We start from the raw sequence: 12,702 nt of genomic DNA, 5'->3' as shown, positions 1-12,702 counted from the left end.
CTGAATCCATCCCGAACTCAGGTGTGAAACGCGACTGCGGCGACGATACTCTGGGGGTTGCCCCACGGCACAATAGCTCCGCGCCAGGTCGATTTTTCCTCAAAAGCCTCGCTCTCAATCGCGGGGCTTTTGCTATTTCTCGGTTATTTTATTAGAAAAAATATGTTATTGTTTATCACTACTTATGTTTTAGAGATCGCATCAAGACTATACCAATAACTAATCCAATCCCATGCATCCAATAGCCAAGACTGAAAAGATTTACACGGCTATGAATGCTTAAGTTGCCAATACTATAGAATAACTGTTGAATAAACCACCAATACAAATAAAAGGCTATTGGTATCTCTATCGGAATAAATACAGCTAATAACGGTAAGATTGTGTCGATTTTAGTTCTAGGAAACTTGTAGAGATAAGCTCCTAAAACTCCCACGATCGCACCATTCGAGCCAATTAAAGGTAAGTTGAGTGTAGGCTCAACTAAAATCTGCAATCCAAATGTCAAAACGCCACATAGTAAATAAAAATATAAAAACTTGAGATGTCCTAATAAGTTTTCTAAAGTTTTGCCAAAAACTAATAAAAATAGTAAATTGCCAATTAAATGGCTAAAACTACTATGCAAAAATAGTCCTTGAACTAGAGAAAACTGAAGTAATAACCAAGCTATCCAAGCAGCAGGATTCAAGGTAGTAAAAGCTGCTGTCGTGACATGAACTATTGTGGTTGGAGTCACTCCCCAACTATTGATGATATGACTTAGTTCTCCTTTAACATCGAGTTGCCATTCCCAGATAAATAAAAGAATATTTATACCCATTATTAAATAGACAACAACTGGTTGCTTACCGCTAGGAATGCGATCGCTAATCGGAATCATACTATTTGGGGAAAAACTCATTTTTTTTGTCAGATATCAATTGAGCAGACAGAAGGCAGAATAGACGTAAATACTAGAATAGGGAAAAGTTATCGTCAGCACACATTGCCGAAGCAGAGAAACACGCGCTGCGCTCACAGCAACATAGAGAAATGGCAGAAAACTTAGGTAAATTGGCTCGAGCTGAAGAGAATGAGAGCGATCGCGCAGCTCGATCGAAGAATATGATTTATTTGAGATTGTTTCTTTCTCGTTTTTGACCTATATTCCCATCACTGTGCGATAGCGAACTTCAATTTCTGTTACAGTTTGAGATTGGCGCTGGCTATTCCATTGGCTGCGATGAAAAAGTTTTTGTCGTAGTTCGTCAACATCAATAGTTATTAACTTCCCACTACTCACAATTTGCTTGCCATTTACCCAAGCACTATCGACAACCTGAGTTGGGCGACCTAATATTAGTAAACCAATCGGATCGGTACGGGGTAGAATAGATAAATTTGTCAAGTTGTAAAGAACTAGATCGGCTTTTTTACCTACTGTTAAAGTTCCTAGTATATCGGAAACATTGAGTCCTTTCGCGCCGCCGAAAGATGCCATTTCTACTGCTTGACGGGGTGTAATCCAGTGGTGATAATCTGGATCGGTAACGGTGTGTAGAATTGAACCAATTTTGATTGCTTCTAGCAAATCTTGCGAATCATTACTTGCAGAACCATCGCAACCAAAACTCACATTTATTCCTGCTTGACGGTATTTTAGAATAGGAGCGATACCGCTACCTAAACGTAGATTACTTAAGGGATTGTGAACTACAGTTGATTTCGTTTCGGCAAGGATAGCAATGTCGTCGTCATTCAACCATACACAATGGGCTAAAGAAGTGCGATCGCTCAAATAGCCAATTTGTTTTAAGTGTTCTACGGCACTACATCCATACTTTTCTCGTGCTAATTTTTGCTGGGCTTTGGTTTCGAGTAGGTGAGAGTGACGACAGAGATTGTATCGATCGCTCAATTCAATACACCCTGTAAATAAAGCATCAGAACATAGTTGAATTCCTGTAGGGGCGACGAGTAGATTAATTCCTGCCTCTGGGCGGTGGAATTGAGTCACAACGTCCTCCATCATTGCCAATATCTCATTTGTAGAACGAAAGAAAGCTTCTTTTTCTACTTCCTTCCCACCAGTTGGTATTCCCGCAGTCAAAGCTTCATCTTGAATTAGGGGCGCAACGAAAGCCCGAATCCCAATTTCGCGATACGCCCTCACCGCCGCTGCTACAGTTTCAATTTCCTTTCCTGGAATCAAAACCAAGTGATCGACAACACTCGTTCCGCCTGAAAGTAGGGTTTCCACTGCCGTACCCAAAGCACTGAGATAAACCTGTTCGGGATCGAGGGGGGCAAAATCGTACAGTTCTGCAAGCCACAACTCTAAAGGTACGGGAGGAATCATCCCCCGTTGCCACATTTCAGAAGAATGCGTGTGAGCGTTAAAAAAACCTGGTAGGAGTAACTTATTTTTACCATCGATCGCCGTGCCGATTATAGGTAATTGGGGAGCAATAGCAGCAATGCGATCGTTTTCTATCTGCACGTCTACTGTTGTATAACCGTCTTCAACTGGAATTAAGGCTTGTTGAATCGTATAACTCACAAACTTATCCTTACAATATCAACAAATATAAAATCTTGTTATTTAGTGTGACACCAATTCTGTAAAAAAGATTTCTATCCAAGGCATCAAGTCACCAAATAATAATCTTGCATATAGGGGCGTGCGATGCATCGATCGAACCGCATCTGGGCAAACATCTATGCGCCCTTACAATTTCCCCCGGTACGGGCGGGTTTACCGGGATGATGTGCCAACTACAAGGATTATGCAGAAAACCCGCCCGTACAATTTCCTCCAGTACGGGCGGGTTTACCGAGATGATGAGCTTTTCATACAGAGATTATGTAGAAAACCCGCCCCTACAACCAACTTACCACTCTCGAATTCTATGAACCAACTAACAACTCTAGGAATACCACCCAACGCTTGGGCAGTCAATGAAGCGATCGCAGATATCACTCGCCCGCCTTTGGAATCAAAAATTATTACCCTACCAACTCAAACCAAAACTTTACGCCTCGACTTAGCAAAGTCTGCCATCCTAGTCATAGATATGCAAAATGATTTTTGTCATCCCGATGGCTGGCTGGCGCATATTGGCGTGGATGTTACTCCCGCCCGCAGCCCGATTTCACCGCTAAAATCTTTACTACCCGTTTTGCGGCAATTTAATGTCCCCGTCCTCTGGATTAACTGGGGGAATCGTCCCGATTTAGCTAATATTAGCGCTGGTTCGCGCCACGTTTACAACCCCACAGGTACGGGAGTCGGGTTGGGCGATCCTCTTCCTACTAATGGTGCTAAGGTACTAATGGCTGGAAGTTGGGCGGCGGCGGTGGTAGATGAGTTAGAACCACGTCCCCAAGACATCCGCGTCGATAAGTACCGCATGAGTGGTTTTTGGGACACTCCCTTAGATAGTATTTTGCGTAACTTAGGCAGAACGACACTATTCTTTGCAGGCGTAAATGTCGATCAATGCGTCATGGCAACATTACAAGATGCTAATTTTTTAGGCTACGACTGCGTGTTAGTTGAAGACTGTACCGCTACCACATCTCCAGAGTATTGCTGGCTAGCAACTTTATACAACGTTAAGCAATGCTTCGGTTTTGTCAGCGATTCTCAAGCTATCGTGGAAGCAATTAAAGATACAGTGACCAGTGACCAGTGACCAGTTATCGGTTACCTCTCGCCTCTTGCCTATTACCAACTACCAATTACCACGTATGAATACAAATCGTTGTGTAATTCCCGTTGTTAAGTCTCCCCAAGATTACCAAGCCTTTCGGATTAGCCCTCAAGATACCAACAGATTGGCGCTTGTCTTTGACACGGCAACTGCTAACAAGTCACTGACGATGTGTGTAGAAATTTTTGATGTGGATGGCAAGACTCCTCCCAATCGACACCGACGGGCAGTAGAAATGTTTTTTATCCTCAAAGGCGAAGGACGAGCAATGTGTGATGGGAAAACGGTTTCTATCCAAGCCGGAGATAGCATTTTAGTCCCTGCTACCGGAACTCACATCATAGAAAATACTGGTTCGACTCGGTTGTATGCCCTGTGTATCATGGTTCCAAACGAAGACTTTGCCGAACTTATCCGCAGCGGTACGCCTGTAGAACTGGATGAGGAGGATATTTCCGTGTTGCGTCGCTTACCTGCACCAGTTTTATGTTAGCAGTGCGCCCGAAAAAAACTGTTTCTATGCTGACGCGCGTTAGCGAAGCTAAACGAAGTTCTCGCGTGCGGTTGGATGCAGATGTCTATTATCCTGATGCTGAAGGTGAATTTCCTGTATTATTAATGCGTCAACCCTATGGTAGGGCGATCGCTTCTACTGTAGTCTACGCCCATCCAACTTGGTATGCTGCCCGTGGATATATTGTCGTCATTCAAGACGTGCGAGGGCGAGGCACATCAGAGGGAGAATTTAAGTTATTCGTCCATGAAATTGAAGATGGCGAAGATACGGTAAATTGGGCGGCGAATTTACCTGGTAGTAATGGCAAAGTTGGGATGTATGGCTTTTCCTATCAGGGAATGACGCAGTTGTATGCTGCTGCTGCCAAGCCTCCTGCTTTAAAAACAATTTGTCCTGCGATGGTTGCCTATAACCTTTACAGCGACTGGGTATACGAGGGTGGGGCGTTTTGCTTGCAAACGAATTTGGGCTGGGCAATTCAACTCGCTGCCGAATCTGCCAGAATACAGGGCGATGTTGCGGCACACTACACTCTTTATGCTGCGGCTCAAGATATATCTGTCTACGATCGCGTCCCCAGTTTAAATGAGTGCTTGCGTAAATTCGCGCCTAATGCTTTCTATCATGAGTGGTTGGAACACTCCCAAGATGATGACTACTGGCAGGAAATTTCGCCTCAGCGCTATTTGCAACATGTCGATCTACCGATGTTTCATATCGGCGGCTGGTTCGATACATACCTGCGCGGGACGCTGCGTTTGTACAAAGATATGTCAGAACGGAGTCAATATCGCCAGCAATTGCTCGTGGGACCTTGGGCGCATTTACCTTGGTCGCGCAAAGTCGGTGCAGTTGATTACGGACTGGAAGCTGTCAGTCCTGTAGATGAGATGCAAATCCGTTGGTTCGATCGGTTTTTAAAGGGTTTGGATACGGGCTTAGAAGCAGAGTTACCGATTCGTTGGTTTGAGATGGGAGCTAATATGTGGCAAGCTTTTCCCATGATAAGTAAATCAAACCAGAGATCGTATTTTTTGTCAAGCACCGGATTGGCAAGTATTCGAGAAGACTCAGGAATGCTAAGCGAATCTTGTCCCGAATCCTATGCTTCAGATGTTTTCGTTCACGACCCTTGGCGACCCGTGCCAGCGTTAGGGGGTCACGCAGTCGTACCCGCAGGATCGTTTGAGCGATCGCAAATTGACTGTCGGACTGATGTTTTGACGTATACTACTGCGCCCTTAACTACAGATTTGCATTTGGCGGGGGAGGTGATGGCTGAGATTTGGTGCAGTGTGGATACGCCCAGCCACGATCTGTGTGCGGTGGTTTCTGAGGTACATCCGAATGGGAGTGTATATAACCTGACTCAGGGTTACATTCATGTTGCGTCAGGGCAAGATCGACCTTTAAAAATGTCTCTGCAAGCGACGTGTGTGTGTATTAGAAAGGGGAATGCTTTGCGGTTGAGTTTGAGTGCGGCTTGTTTTCCGGCTTATCCAATGAATCCTGGTACGGGTTCGCCTTTGGGTAGCACGCGGTTGATGGATGCTGAAGTTGTGACTTTGAGAGTTGAGTGTGGTGGCGATCGCGCTTCAAGGTTGTTGTTGCCAGTTGTGGATTCTGGTTGAAATGTCACGCATCAGCCGTAGGCGTTAGCGATAGCGAAGGCGAAGCCGTTAGCGTAGCGTTAGACGCAAAGACGCAAAGTAAGGGCGCAAAAGGTATTTTGGTTGTGATGCAAGGTTGTTAAAACCAAAATCTATTTTTTCGTGGTGCGATCGCAATTTCAGCAGAAATAATTTTACCCCCAAGGTAGCGAGTAGGTGGGGAAATAGGACGGTTTTCTGCGTGGGTTGTTAGCCAAGATACAGCTACCAAACAAACGTGGACAATTGAGTAAGTAATGAGGAGTTCCATGTTTATCCAAATTTATGGCTGTAGGGGCGGGTTTCACCCGAAATACCTGTAGGCAAATAGATAATCTAGGTAAACCCGTCGGTACTTCGATACGAGCGATTTTTCCCCGATTTCTCATGCCATCAGAAAGCAATTGCCGAACCAAACCTTCCAGTGATTTAATCAGAGTTGTAGTAGCGTTGCTCGATCCAAATTCGCATTTCTGCTTCGGAACTGAGACTAGTAGATCTACGGGTTTTTGGATCGAATGCTTGCCAGTAAGCGTTACCATTACGGTCTTTTTTGCGCCAAACTTGCAATTCATGACCGCGAGTTAAAGCGTAAATTACACCTTGAAAAATCTTTTGTAGCTTTTCAGAAAGCGATTGAGATATTTTTATCTTCTGTGCAGGCAAAGTTGAGATTCTCATTGTTAAAATCTTTGTAATAGTATTTACTTGCAGCAAGAATTATCGGCAGAAATCTATGTTTTTGCCTTTTGCCTTTTAACTTTTAACTTGCTTATATCTAGTTTTATACTCAGCTCATAAATTCGATAAGGTACGGATTCAGATATTTTTAATAGAACAGTTGAATCGATCTAAAACTGTTCTAGGTAAATAAAGTCAAAGTGTACCATCACAGATTCAGATGAATCATTTATCATATTCAAACAGGCTGAATTCTCATCTTTAAAAAGGATTGCATCGTGAGAATTCCTATAGAAAGACACTCATCTACGGCTGTTTATCTCCAGATCTGCGATCGCATCCGTCATTTGATTGAAACTGGTGCATTGCGATCGGGAGATAAGCTTCCTTCCATTCGCACCCTGTCTGCTAGTACGCGGGTGAATAAACTTACCGTCATTGAAGCTTACAACGTCTTAGCAGCAGAAGGACTGGTAGAAGCCCGTCAAGGATCTGGGTACTTCGTCTGTCCGGCAAAAATCGATCGTGCCGAGTCGAAGCACCAATTTGCGCCACCCCAAGACACGATTGTTTTAGAACAACCCCCCCTACCACCACTGATTGAAGAATTTCAGGGCGGTTCGTCTTTCAATCTCTACATGAAATCGGTGCAAGCCCGTCAGCAACCAGGGACGATCGATCTCAGTAGCGGTTTTTCTTTAGCTTCTGGATTGGACGATTTACCGCGCGTTGCTCGACGTGCCGTGAAACAAATATCGGGTAGCTTATTTAACTACGACTTACCCCAAGGGCAGCTCGTACTGCGGCAACAAATTGCGCGGCTATTGGTACAGCAGCACGGTTTAAATGTCACGGCAGATAATTTAATCATTACTAACGGCTCCAAACAAGGAATATTGTTAGCCGTACATCACTATGTCAAACCTGGTGATTGGGTGTTGGTCGAAAGTCCAACTTGGTACGGTATGCTATCCCTGCTGTACAACATGGGTGCAAGAGTGATTGGTATACCCATGACACCTGAAGGCATAAATTTGGAGTTGTTGGAAAAAAATCTTTACACTTATCGTCCCAAGCTAATATTTACCGTCAGTACATTACACAACCCTACAGGTCTTACCACTTCCTTAGATCATCGCCGTCAATTGTTGGCATTAGCCGAAAAATATGATTGTGTCGTACTAGAAGATAATGCCTATGAAGGACTGAATTTTGAACCCGTGCCAGTGCCAATTAAAGCATTAGATACAACCGATCGCGTCATCTATGCTGGCACATTTTCTAAAACTATCATGCCAGGTATTCGGGTCGGTTATCTCGTTGTAACTGGAGAAGATTATCAGCCTTTGGTAGAGCGTAAATTGCACTACGACATTCACGTATCTACAGTTTCACAGGCTATTGTTAGCGAGTATTTAGCATCTGGACATTATCGCCACCATTTAGCACACTTACAAGCCGTCCATTTGCAAAGTCGCAACGCCATGCTAAACGCCATGCAGCGTCACTATCCTCCTGCGACTTATTGGACGATCCCCAAAGGCGGAACCTTTTTGTGGGTGCAAATGCCTGCCCATTTACCGCTAGCAGAAATTTGTCAAAAAGCGTTAGCCAGAGGCGTGTTCGTTGCTGAAGGAACGCCTTTTTTCCCAGGCGGACAGCAAAGCTATCCTGCTTTACGGCTGAATTTTACCCTTCTACCAGAACAAATCGAGCAAGGGATCGCCATTCTAGGAGAAATCTTGCAAAATTACGTTTAGCATTGAAATGAGATTATTAGCTCAATGTTAGAATCTACTTCACCTAATTTCTCAGGCGAATTATCAGATATTCAGAAGATTCAAATTGTCACCTACCAGTCTCAGTATCAAGCAGCAATTGTCAAGCTCATCTTGAACATTCAACAACAAGAGTTCGGTCTACCAATTACTCTCAAAGACCAGCGCGACTTACTAGACATTCCAAGTTATTACCAACAAGGTAATGGTAATTTTTGGATTGCCTTAGATCGAGAAAAAGTTATCGGTACGATCGCCGCTATCGATATAGGTAATAGTCAGCTAGCCTTGAGAAAAATGTTTGTCGATTCTAAGTATCGGGGTAAGGAAATAGGATTAGGTCAAACTTTATTAAACTCGCTGCTAAATTGGGCGCAAACAAAAGATATTTGCGACATCTATTTAGGAACAGTTGGTGTTTTTCGAGCCGCTCATCGCTTTTATGAGAAAAATGATTTCATCGCAATTAGTAGAAATGTCCTACCTATAACCTTCCCTACAATGGCAGGCGATACAATGTTTTATTGGTTGCGATTGAAATAATACATTTCCGGCAGAATTACTTGTCTTAGTGTTCTTCTTCACGTCTTTGCGTCTTTGCGTGACACATAAATACGCTGCTGCCGCTAAACAAGCTCAAGCGATCGGTTTAGGTGTCAATGCCGGACACGACTTAAATTTACAAAACTTGGCAAAATTCTGCTCAATTCCCAACATACTTGAAGTCTCAATCGGTCATGCTCTGATAGCAGATGCATTAGATATGGGACTATCAACAGCAGTAAAAGAATATCTGAAAGTACTGTCAGAATCAAAAATTTGAAAAAGTCAGACATCGGTTTTACCGATGTCTGACTTTTTGTCGTTGAACAAATCTATCTTTCGAGTTATTGAACTTGGTCACGCTTTCTGCAAACATAGCTTGATTTTCCAAAAATCTAGCTCGATTTGCCTCTTTCATAGCTAAAATATAGCTTTTTTCTTCTGCCAGTTCTGATGGCGTTAGTCTTCTAATGGGGAAGTTACTGACAGTTTCCTCCGCAAATACTTCTGATTCAATTTCTAATTCACTCAAATTACTATCATTTATTTCCTCAATTCCCAACACTTGCTGTACGATCGCTAAATTTTTCTGAATGACTTCTCCAATCGCTTTAATCTTTGTTAAGCCTATATCTTCTGGCATAGCGCACTCCATGACTTCACCAGATTTTGTACGGTCAACTTGTTAATACTCTTTACTAAAAATAGTAAACCATAAACCTAGCACTATTGTTTGTTCGCTGAGGTACAAGTCGATCTATCTATAGGAATCCGGTTCGATCTTGAAAAAATCCCAGTGTGGGTAGGGTGTGTTACGCGCCTTGCGTAACGCATTCTACGTAGATTTCTATTATTCGTTCGCTGCTGCACAAGTTAATTTATCTAGCTACAGAGATTTACATACAGCTTTAGACCGAGTTCTAATCGTTATCAAAGCTTTTCCTTCCTTGGTTCCTGGGTGAACGACGGAAACTTGCAAAGCAGATGCGATCGCGCTAATAATCACTGTCAGAGAAAATAGCACGAACAACGTCAGCGGATCGGGTAGTTTGTTTCCTACTTTCTCTAGCCAAGCTAGAGCTTTTTCCATCCAGCCTGCGTTTTTTTTGTCTGTCTAGATTGTTCTCTACCCAAGCTAGATTTTGGATTGTTGAGGGAATCTCAATTGCCCATCGAATTACCAATCTCAAATTGTCAGACTAAATAGCCATACCTTCTCTAGCACCAATTACCATCTAGTTTTTCACAATCGCTGCACAGAATGGGTTCCTGGCGATACCGCTATTTGTTCAACGCACAGGATATCGTGCTAGTCTATACAGAAGCTCGTTGTGGGTTTTAATGTTACTTCAACTGTGGACAAGTGGCTAAGGATTCAAAGCAGTGGATCACCTTCAAAGTTTCAGAGCTAGAAATGCAAGCGCTCGAAACATATTGTCATCAAACTCAAAGAACAAAAACTGACTTGCTGCGGGAGATGATCCGCAAGCTACCTACATATTCTGAGGACAGTCAAACCTAGTAATTTATGGCGACGCGCCTATTTCACGCCCTAAGCGGCGTGCCAATGAGTTTTGGCTAGCCTGTCATACTTCACCATTAATTCCGCTAGCTGAGTAATTTCTGCACAATCAGCATCCTCAGTGACATCGTTATACAAACAGTAGTAACATTCGTCACCATAAGCTATTTGCATCGTCCAGTCACCTCTGCTGACACTATAGATAACCGCACCAGTTTCTTCATCATAATCGTCATATAGAAAACCATTGTTAGCCAAAAACTGCTCTAACGCGGCTATTTGAATTGGTGTCATGTTGCTGCTGCGCTCCAATTCCGAGTTTATACTCAAGAACTTATAACTATTAACCTACAGGCGAATTCCAGAGACGGCAATTCTCGATCGATCTAGTTAGAGACACACCCCATAATCAGTTCCTCACATCACTAGCCATGTTTAGAAGAATTATTCTGCTAGCTGTCTAGCGACATAGTTTTATTCTTTTAGATAAATTTGAACTATAGGTTAAACCACTACTAAGAACAAGATACATTAAGATACGCTATAAGTGTTCCCGATTTCGAGCAGGAACGAACATTGTTTACAAGTTCTTTAAATAACAGCGATTAATGTACTATGTTTATGAATTTTAGATTAAATCTGGCGCTTGGTTGTTCATTTTTGGTAAGAGGTGAGAGGCAAGGGACAGCAGAAAAATAGCCAGTCTTACGGGCGATCGCTAGCTACTTGCAGATCGCAGCTTGCCCGCTACCGATCGCGATGAAGATTGCTATCAATAGTTAATAAAATATCGTGCGGGTTCGGTGGCGCGGACGTGATTTGTATTCGGGTTGCTGTCCGCGGTTCCAAAGGAAATAGTCTAATTTTAAGGCAGAAACTTTATGCCCTAAGCGACGTAACTCTGCGACTATCAACTCCGCGGCGTGAATAGTACAGGCACGGATTTCAACTTCTTCTTCAGTTCCCGCACCAATTAATTCTTCGGCATCGATTTTGGCAGCCAAACTTTGCTTGTATTGTAAAACATTATCGATACGCAAAACGTGAGGAATGAGATTGTCAGCAAAAATTGTCAATCGTGGTAAGTCGTTGAAAAAACCAAAACTTTGATTTCCTAGCGCAGTTGATAAATCGGCAGCAGTTAGTTGAGCGCGTTTGTAAAATGGAACTTCTAGATTATTATATGTTTGTATGTCTTGAAAATGGGGCATTTTTACCAACAATTCTACTAAACGCTCGGCTGATGAGTCAGCAGCATTGACTAATCCTACAAAATCTCCTTCATAGCGATCGAGCAGATGTCGTCCTAATTCATTCCAAGCTGAGGCAAATAACCCCATCAACTCTCGAATTGGTGGTTTAGTAAGATTTTGCTCGAAAATATTCGCACAATCTTCCGGCGTTAAGCGACAAAGTTCTCGCGCTCTAAAAGCACCACGAGATTCAAACCGCTCTTTCAAAGAGGTGGCAATGGTAAAGTAACCCGAGAGACGAGGACGTTTTTGCAGGTGGGGAAAATAGCCAGAACCAAAGTTGATTGCATTGAGCGTGAGAAGATAAGCGACAATTTCTCGCGGATCGCCAAGATAATGATAGCGGGGATCGAGTTTGGGCGAACTAGCCTGTTCTATGGGCAAAGAAGCAACATAGGCAGGAATACTTGACTCGTCAATGCGGACGTAATTTGCCCTAGCAGCGACTTCTTGCGCGGCTGCACGGACTCGATCTAGTATACCTAAACTCATCTCCACTCCCCTAACTTCATAGCATCGGCATCTTACACCAATTAATTACAAGATGCACAGACGGCATTCCTCAAGTCAATTCCACAAGTTGTGGCGGAAATTCAAATTTGCCATTTGCGCCTCGTGCAAACTCGATTACTTTAATTACAGCATCTATGTTGAGCAAACCGTAAATATGAGGATATTGCTCTCCGGGTTCCGATTCTTCATATTTAATCTCAACAAGCACGCGCTGAGGATCGATACAAAGAACGATTAATTCTTGATGCTGGAAGAAAAACTTATTGGCTACTTGAACGATTTGTGCAAGTGTAGAGCAGTGAATAAACCCTTCCGTATCGAGCGTGTCACCTCGATAGATTCCGTCTCTCCGTGCTTGTTCCCACTGCGATCGCTGCGTGATGTGCAAAATCAGTTGTGTAGCGGTCGCATCTACCTGAGCTGACATTAAATTTACTATCGTTCATATTAATCCCTGCTATTTATCATAGTGTTGCGCTAAGTCATATTTGGCATTTTTTATTTTTTAGTAATGTTTTACACCGATTTTCCATAGAAGGTGAGATTTGTTT

At 43.1% G+C, this 12,702-nt stretch carries 17 protein-coding genes; 8 read left to right on the top strand and 9 right to left on the bottom strand.

Going from position 1 to position 12,702, the window contains the following annotated elements; all coding sequences use genetic code 11:
- Positions 1 to 178: 178 nt before the first annotated feature.
- Together QH73_RS24860 and QH73_RS24855 are read right to left on the bottom strand one after the other, a co-directional pair.
- Entirely contained in the window at positions 179 to 904 is a 726-nt protein-coding gene (locus QH73_RS24860) for a rhomboid family intramembrane serine protease (RefSeq protein ID WP_309476530.1), read from the bottom strand.
- Positions 905 to 1,144: 240 nt separating this feature from the next.
- A complete protein-coding gene (locus QH73_RS24855; RefSeq protein WP_039713095.1) occupies positions 1,145 to 2,542 on the bottom strand; it encodes an amidohydrolase in 1,398 nt (465 codons plus the stop codon).
- Between the two features lie 107 nt (positions 2,543 to 2,649).
- Here QH73_RS24855 and QH73_RS24850 point away from each other — a divergent pair, with 107 nt between their 5' ends.
- The 4 genes from QH73_RS24850 to QH73_RS24835 are packed head-to-tail and all read left to right on the top strand — an operon-like array spanning position 2,650 to position 5,843.
- Positions 2,650 to 2,895: a hypothetical protein gene (locus QH73_RS24850; protein ID WP_132867529.1), complete on the top strand. Its 246-nt coding sequence runs from the start codon at positions 2,650 to 2,652 to the stop codon at positions 2,893 to 2,895.
- Complete coding sequence (locus tag QH73_RS24845) at positions 2,892 to 3,677, top strand: cysteine hydrolase family protein (RefSeq protein WP_039713096.1); 786 nt, start codon at positions 2,892 to 2,894, stop codon at positions 3,675 to 3,677. Before QH73_RS24850 ends, QH73_RS24845 begins: the two co-directional genes overlap by 4 nt.
- A gap of 55 nt (positions 3,678 to 3,732) precedes the next feature.
- Positions 3,733 to 4,188 (top strand): cupin domain-containing protein, encoded by a 456-nt coding sequence (locus QH73_RS24840; protein ID WP_039713097.1) that lies wholly within the window; start codon positions 3,733 to 3,735, stop codon positions 4,186 to 4,188.
- The gene (locus QH73_RS24835) at positions 4,182 to 5,843 is read left to right on the top strand and encodes a CocE/NonD family hydrolase (RefSeq protein ID WP_132867528.1); all 1,662 of its coding nucleotides are present in this window, start codon (positions 4,182 to 4,184) and stop codon (positions 5,841 to 5,843) included. The genes QH73_RS24840 and QH73_RS24835 overlap by 7 nt, the downstream gene beginning before the upstream one ends.
- A gap of 118 nt (positions 5,844 to 5,961) precedes the next feature.
- Here QH73_RS24835 and QH73_RS24830 read toward each other — a convergent pair whose 3' ends face one another.
- Positions 5,962 to 6,132 (bottom strand): hypothetical protein, encoded by a 171-nt coding sequence (locus QH73_RS24830; RefSeq protein WP_165587778.1) that lies wholly within the window; start codon positions 6,130 to 6,132, stop codon positions 5,962 to 5,964.
- A 158-nt stretch (positions 6,133 to 6,290) separates the two neighbouring features.
- Positions 6,291 to 6,542, bottom strand: a complete 252-nt coding sequence (locus tag QH73_RS24825; protein ID WP_052289709.1) for a hypothetical protein — start codon at positions 6,540 to 6,542, stop codon at positions 6,291 to 6,293.
- A 278-nt stretch (positions 6,543 to 6,820) separates the two neighbouring features.
- On the opposite strand from QH73_RS24825, the gene QH73_RS24820 reads away from it, so the two are divergent.
- The 3 genes from QH73_RS24820 to QH73_RS24810 are packed head-to-tail and all read left to right on the top strand — an operon-like array spanning position 6,821 to position 9,143.
- Complete coding sequence (locus tag QH73_RS24820; protein WP_039713098.1) at positions 6,821 to 8,302, top strand: aminotransferase-like domain-containing protein; 1,482 nt, start codon at positions 6,821 to 6,823, stop codon at positions 8,300 to 8,302.
- 24 nt (positions 8,303 to 8,326) lie between these two features.
- The gene (locus QH73_RS24815) at positions 8,327 to 8,863 is read left to right on the top strand and encodes a GNAT family N-acetyltransferase (RefSeq protein WP_052289710.1); all 537 of its coding nucleotides are present in this window, start codon (positions 8,327 to 8,329) and stop codon (positions 8,861 to 8,863) included.
- Between the two features lie 58 nt (positions 8,864 to 8,921).
- On the top strand, positions 8,922 to 9,143 hold the full coding sequence (locus tag QH73_RS24810) for a pyridoxine 5'-phosphate synthase (protein WP_309476529.1): 222 nt from the start codon (positions 8,922 to 8,924) through the stop codon (positions 9,141 to 9,143).
- An 18-nt stretch (positions 9,144 to 9,161) separates the two neighbouring features.
- Here QH73_RS24810 and QH73_RS24805 read toward each other — a convergent pair whose 3' ends face one another.
- Positions 9,162 to 9,506 (bottom strand): hypothetical protein, encoded by a 345-nt coding sequence (locus tag QH73_RS24805; protein WP_039713100.1) that lies wholly within the window; start codon positions 9,504 to 9,506, stop codon positions 9,162 to 9,164.
- Between the two features lie 243 nt (positions 9,507 to 9,749).
- Positions 9,750 to 9,953, bottom strand: a complete 204-nt coding sequence (locus QH73_RS24800; RefSeq protein WP_039713101.1) for an AbgT family transporter — start codon at positions 9,951 to 9,953, stop codon at positions 9,750 to 9,752.
- Between the two features lie 273 nt (positions 9,954 to 10,226).
- Here QH73_RS24800 and QH73_RS24795 point away from each other — a divergent pair, with 273 nt between their 5' ends.
- Positions 10,227 to 10,385 carry a molybdenum-pterin-binding domain-containing protein gene (locus QH73_RS24795; RefSeq protein WP_132867527.1) on the top strand — a complete coding sequence of 53 codons (159 nt, stop codon included), beginning with the start codon at positions 10,227 to 10,229 and terminating at the stop codon, positions 10,383 to 10,385.
- 30 nt (positions 10,386 to 10,415) lie between these two features.
- Here the strand turns inward: QH73_RS24795 and QH73_RS24790 are convergent, their stop codons facing one another.
- The 3 genes from QH73_RS24790 to QH73_RS24780 form a co-directional block, all read right to left on the bottom strand.
- A complete protein-coding gene (locus QH73_RS24790) occupies positions 10,416 to 10,679 on the bottom strand; it encodes a hypothetical protein (protein ID WP_015156872.1) in 264 nt (87 codons plus the stop codon).
- Positions 10,680 to 11,164: 485 nt separating this feature from the next.
- Positions 11,165 to 12,130: a queuosine 5'-phosphate N-glycosylase/hydrolase gene (locus tag QH73_RS24785; protein WP_039713102.1), complete on the bottom strand. Its 966-nt coding sequence runs from the start codon at positions 12,128 to 12,130 to the stop codon at positions 11,165 to 11,167.
- Positions 12,131 to 12,200: 70 nt separating this feature from the next.
- On the bottom strand, positions 12,201 to 12,578 hold the full coding sequence (locus tag QH73_RS24780; RefSeq protein ID WP_039713103.1) for a DUF952 domain-containing protein: 378 nt from the start codon (positions 12,576 to 12,578) through the stop codon (positions 12,201 to 12,203).
- Positions 12,579 to 12,702 lie beyond the last annotated feature (124 nt).

The organism is Scytonema millei VB511283 (assembly GCF_000817735.3).
Lineage (GTDB): Bacteria > Cyanobacteriota > Cyanobacteriia > Cyanobacteriales > Chroococcidiopsidaceae > Chroococcidiopsis > Chroococcidiopsis millei_B.
The sequence above is the reverse complement of the archived record's forward strand: the minus strand, read 5'-3'. Positions and strand labels throughout refer to the sequence as shown.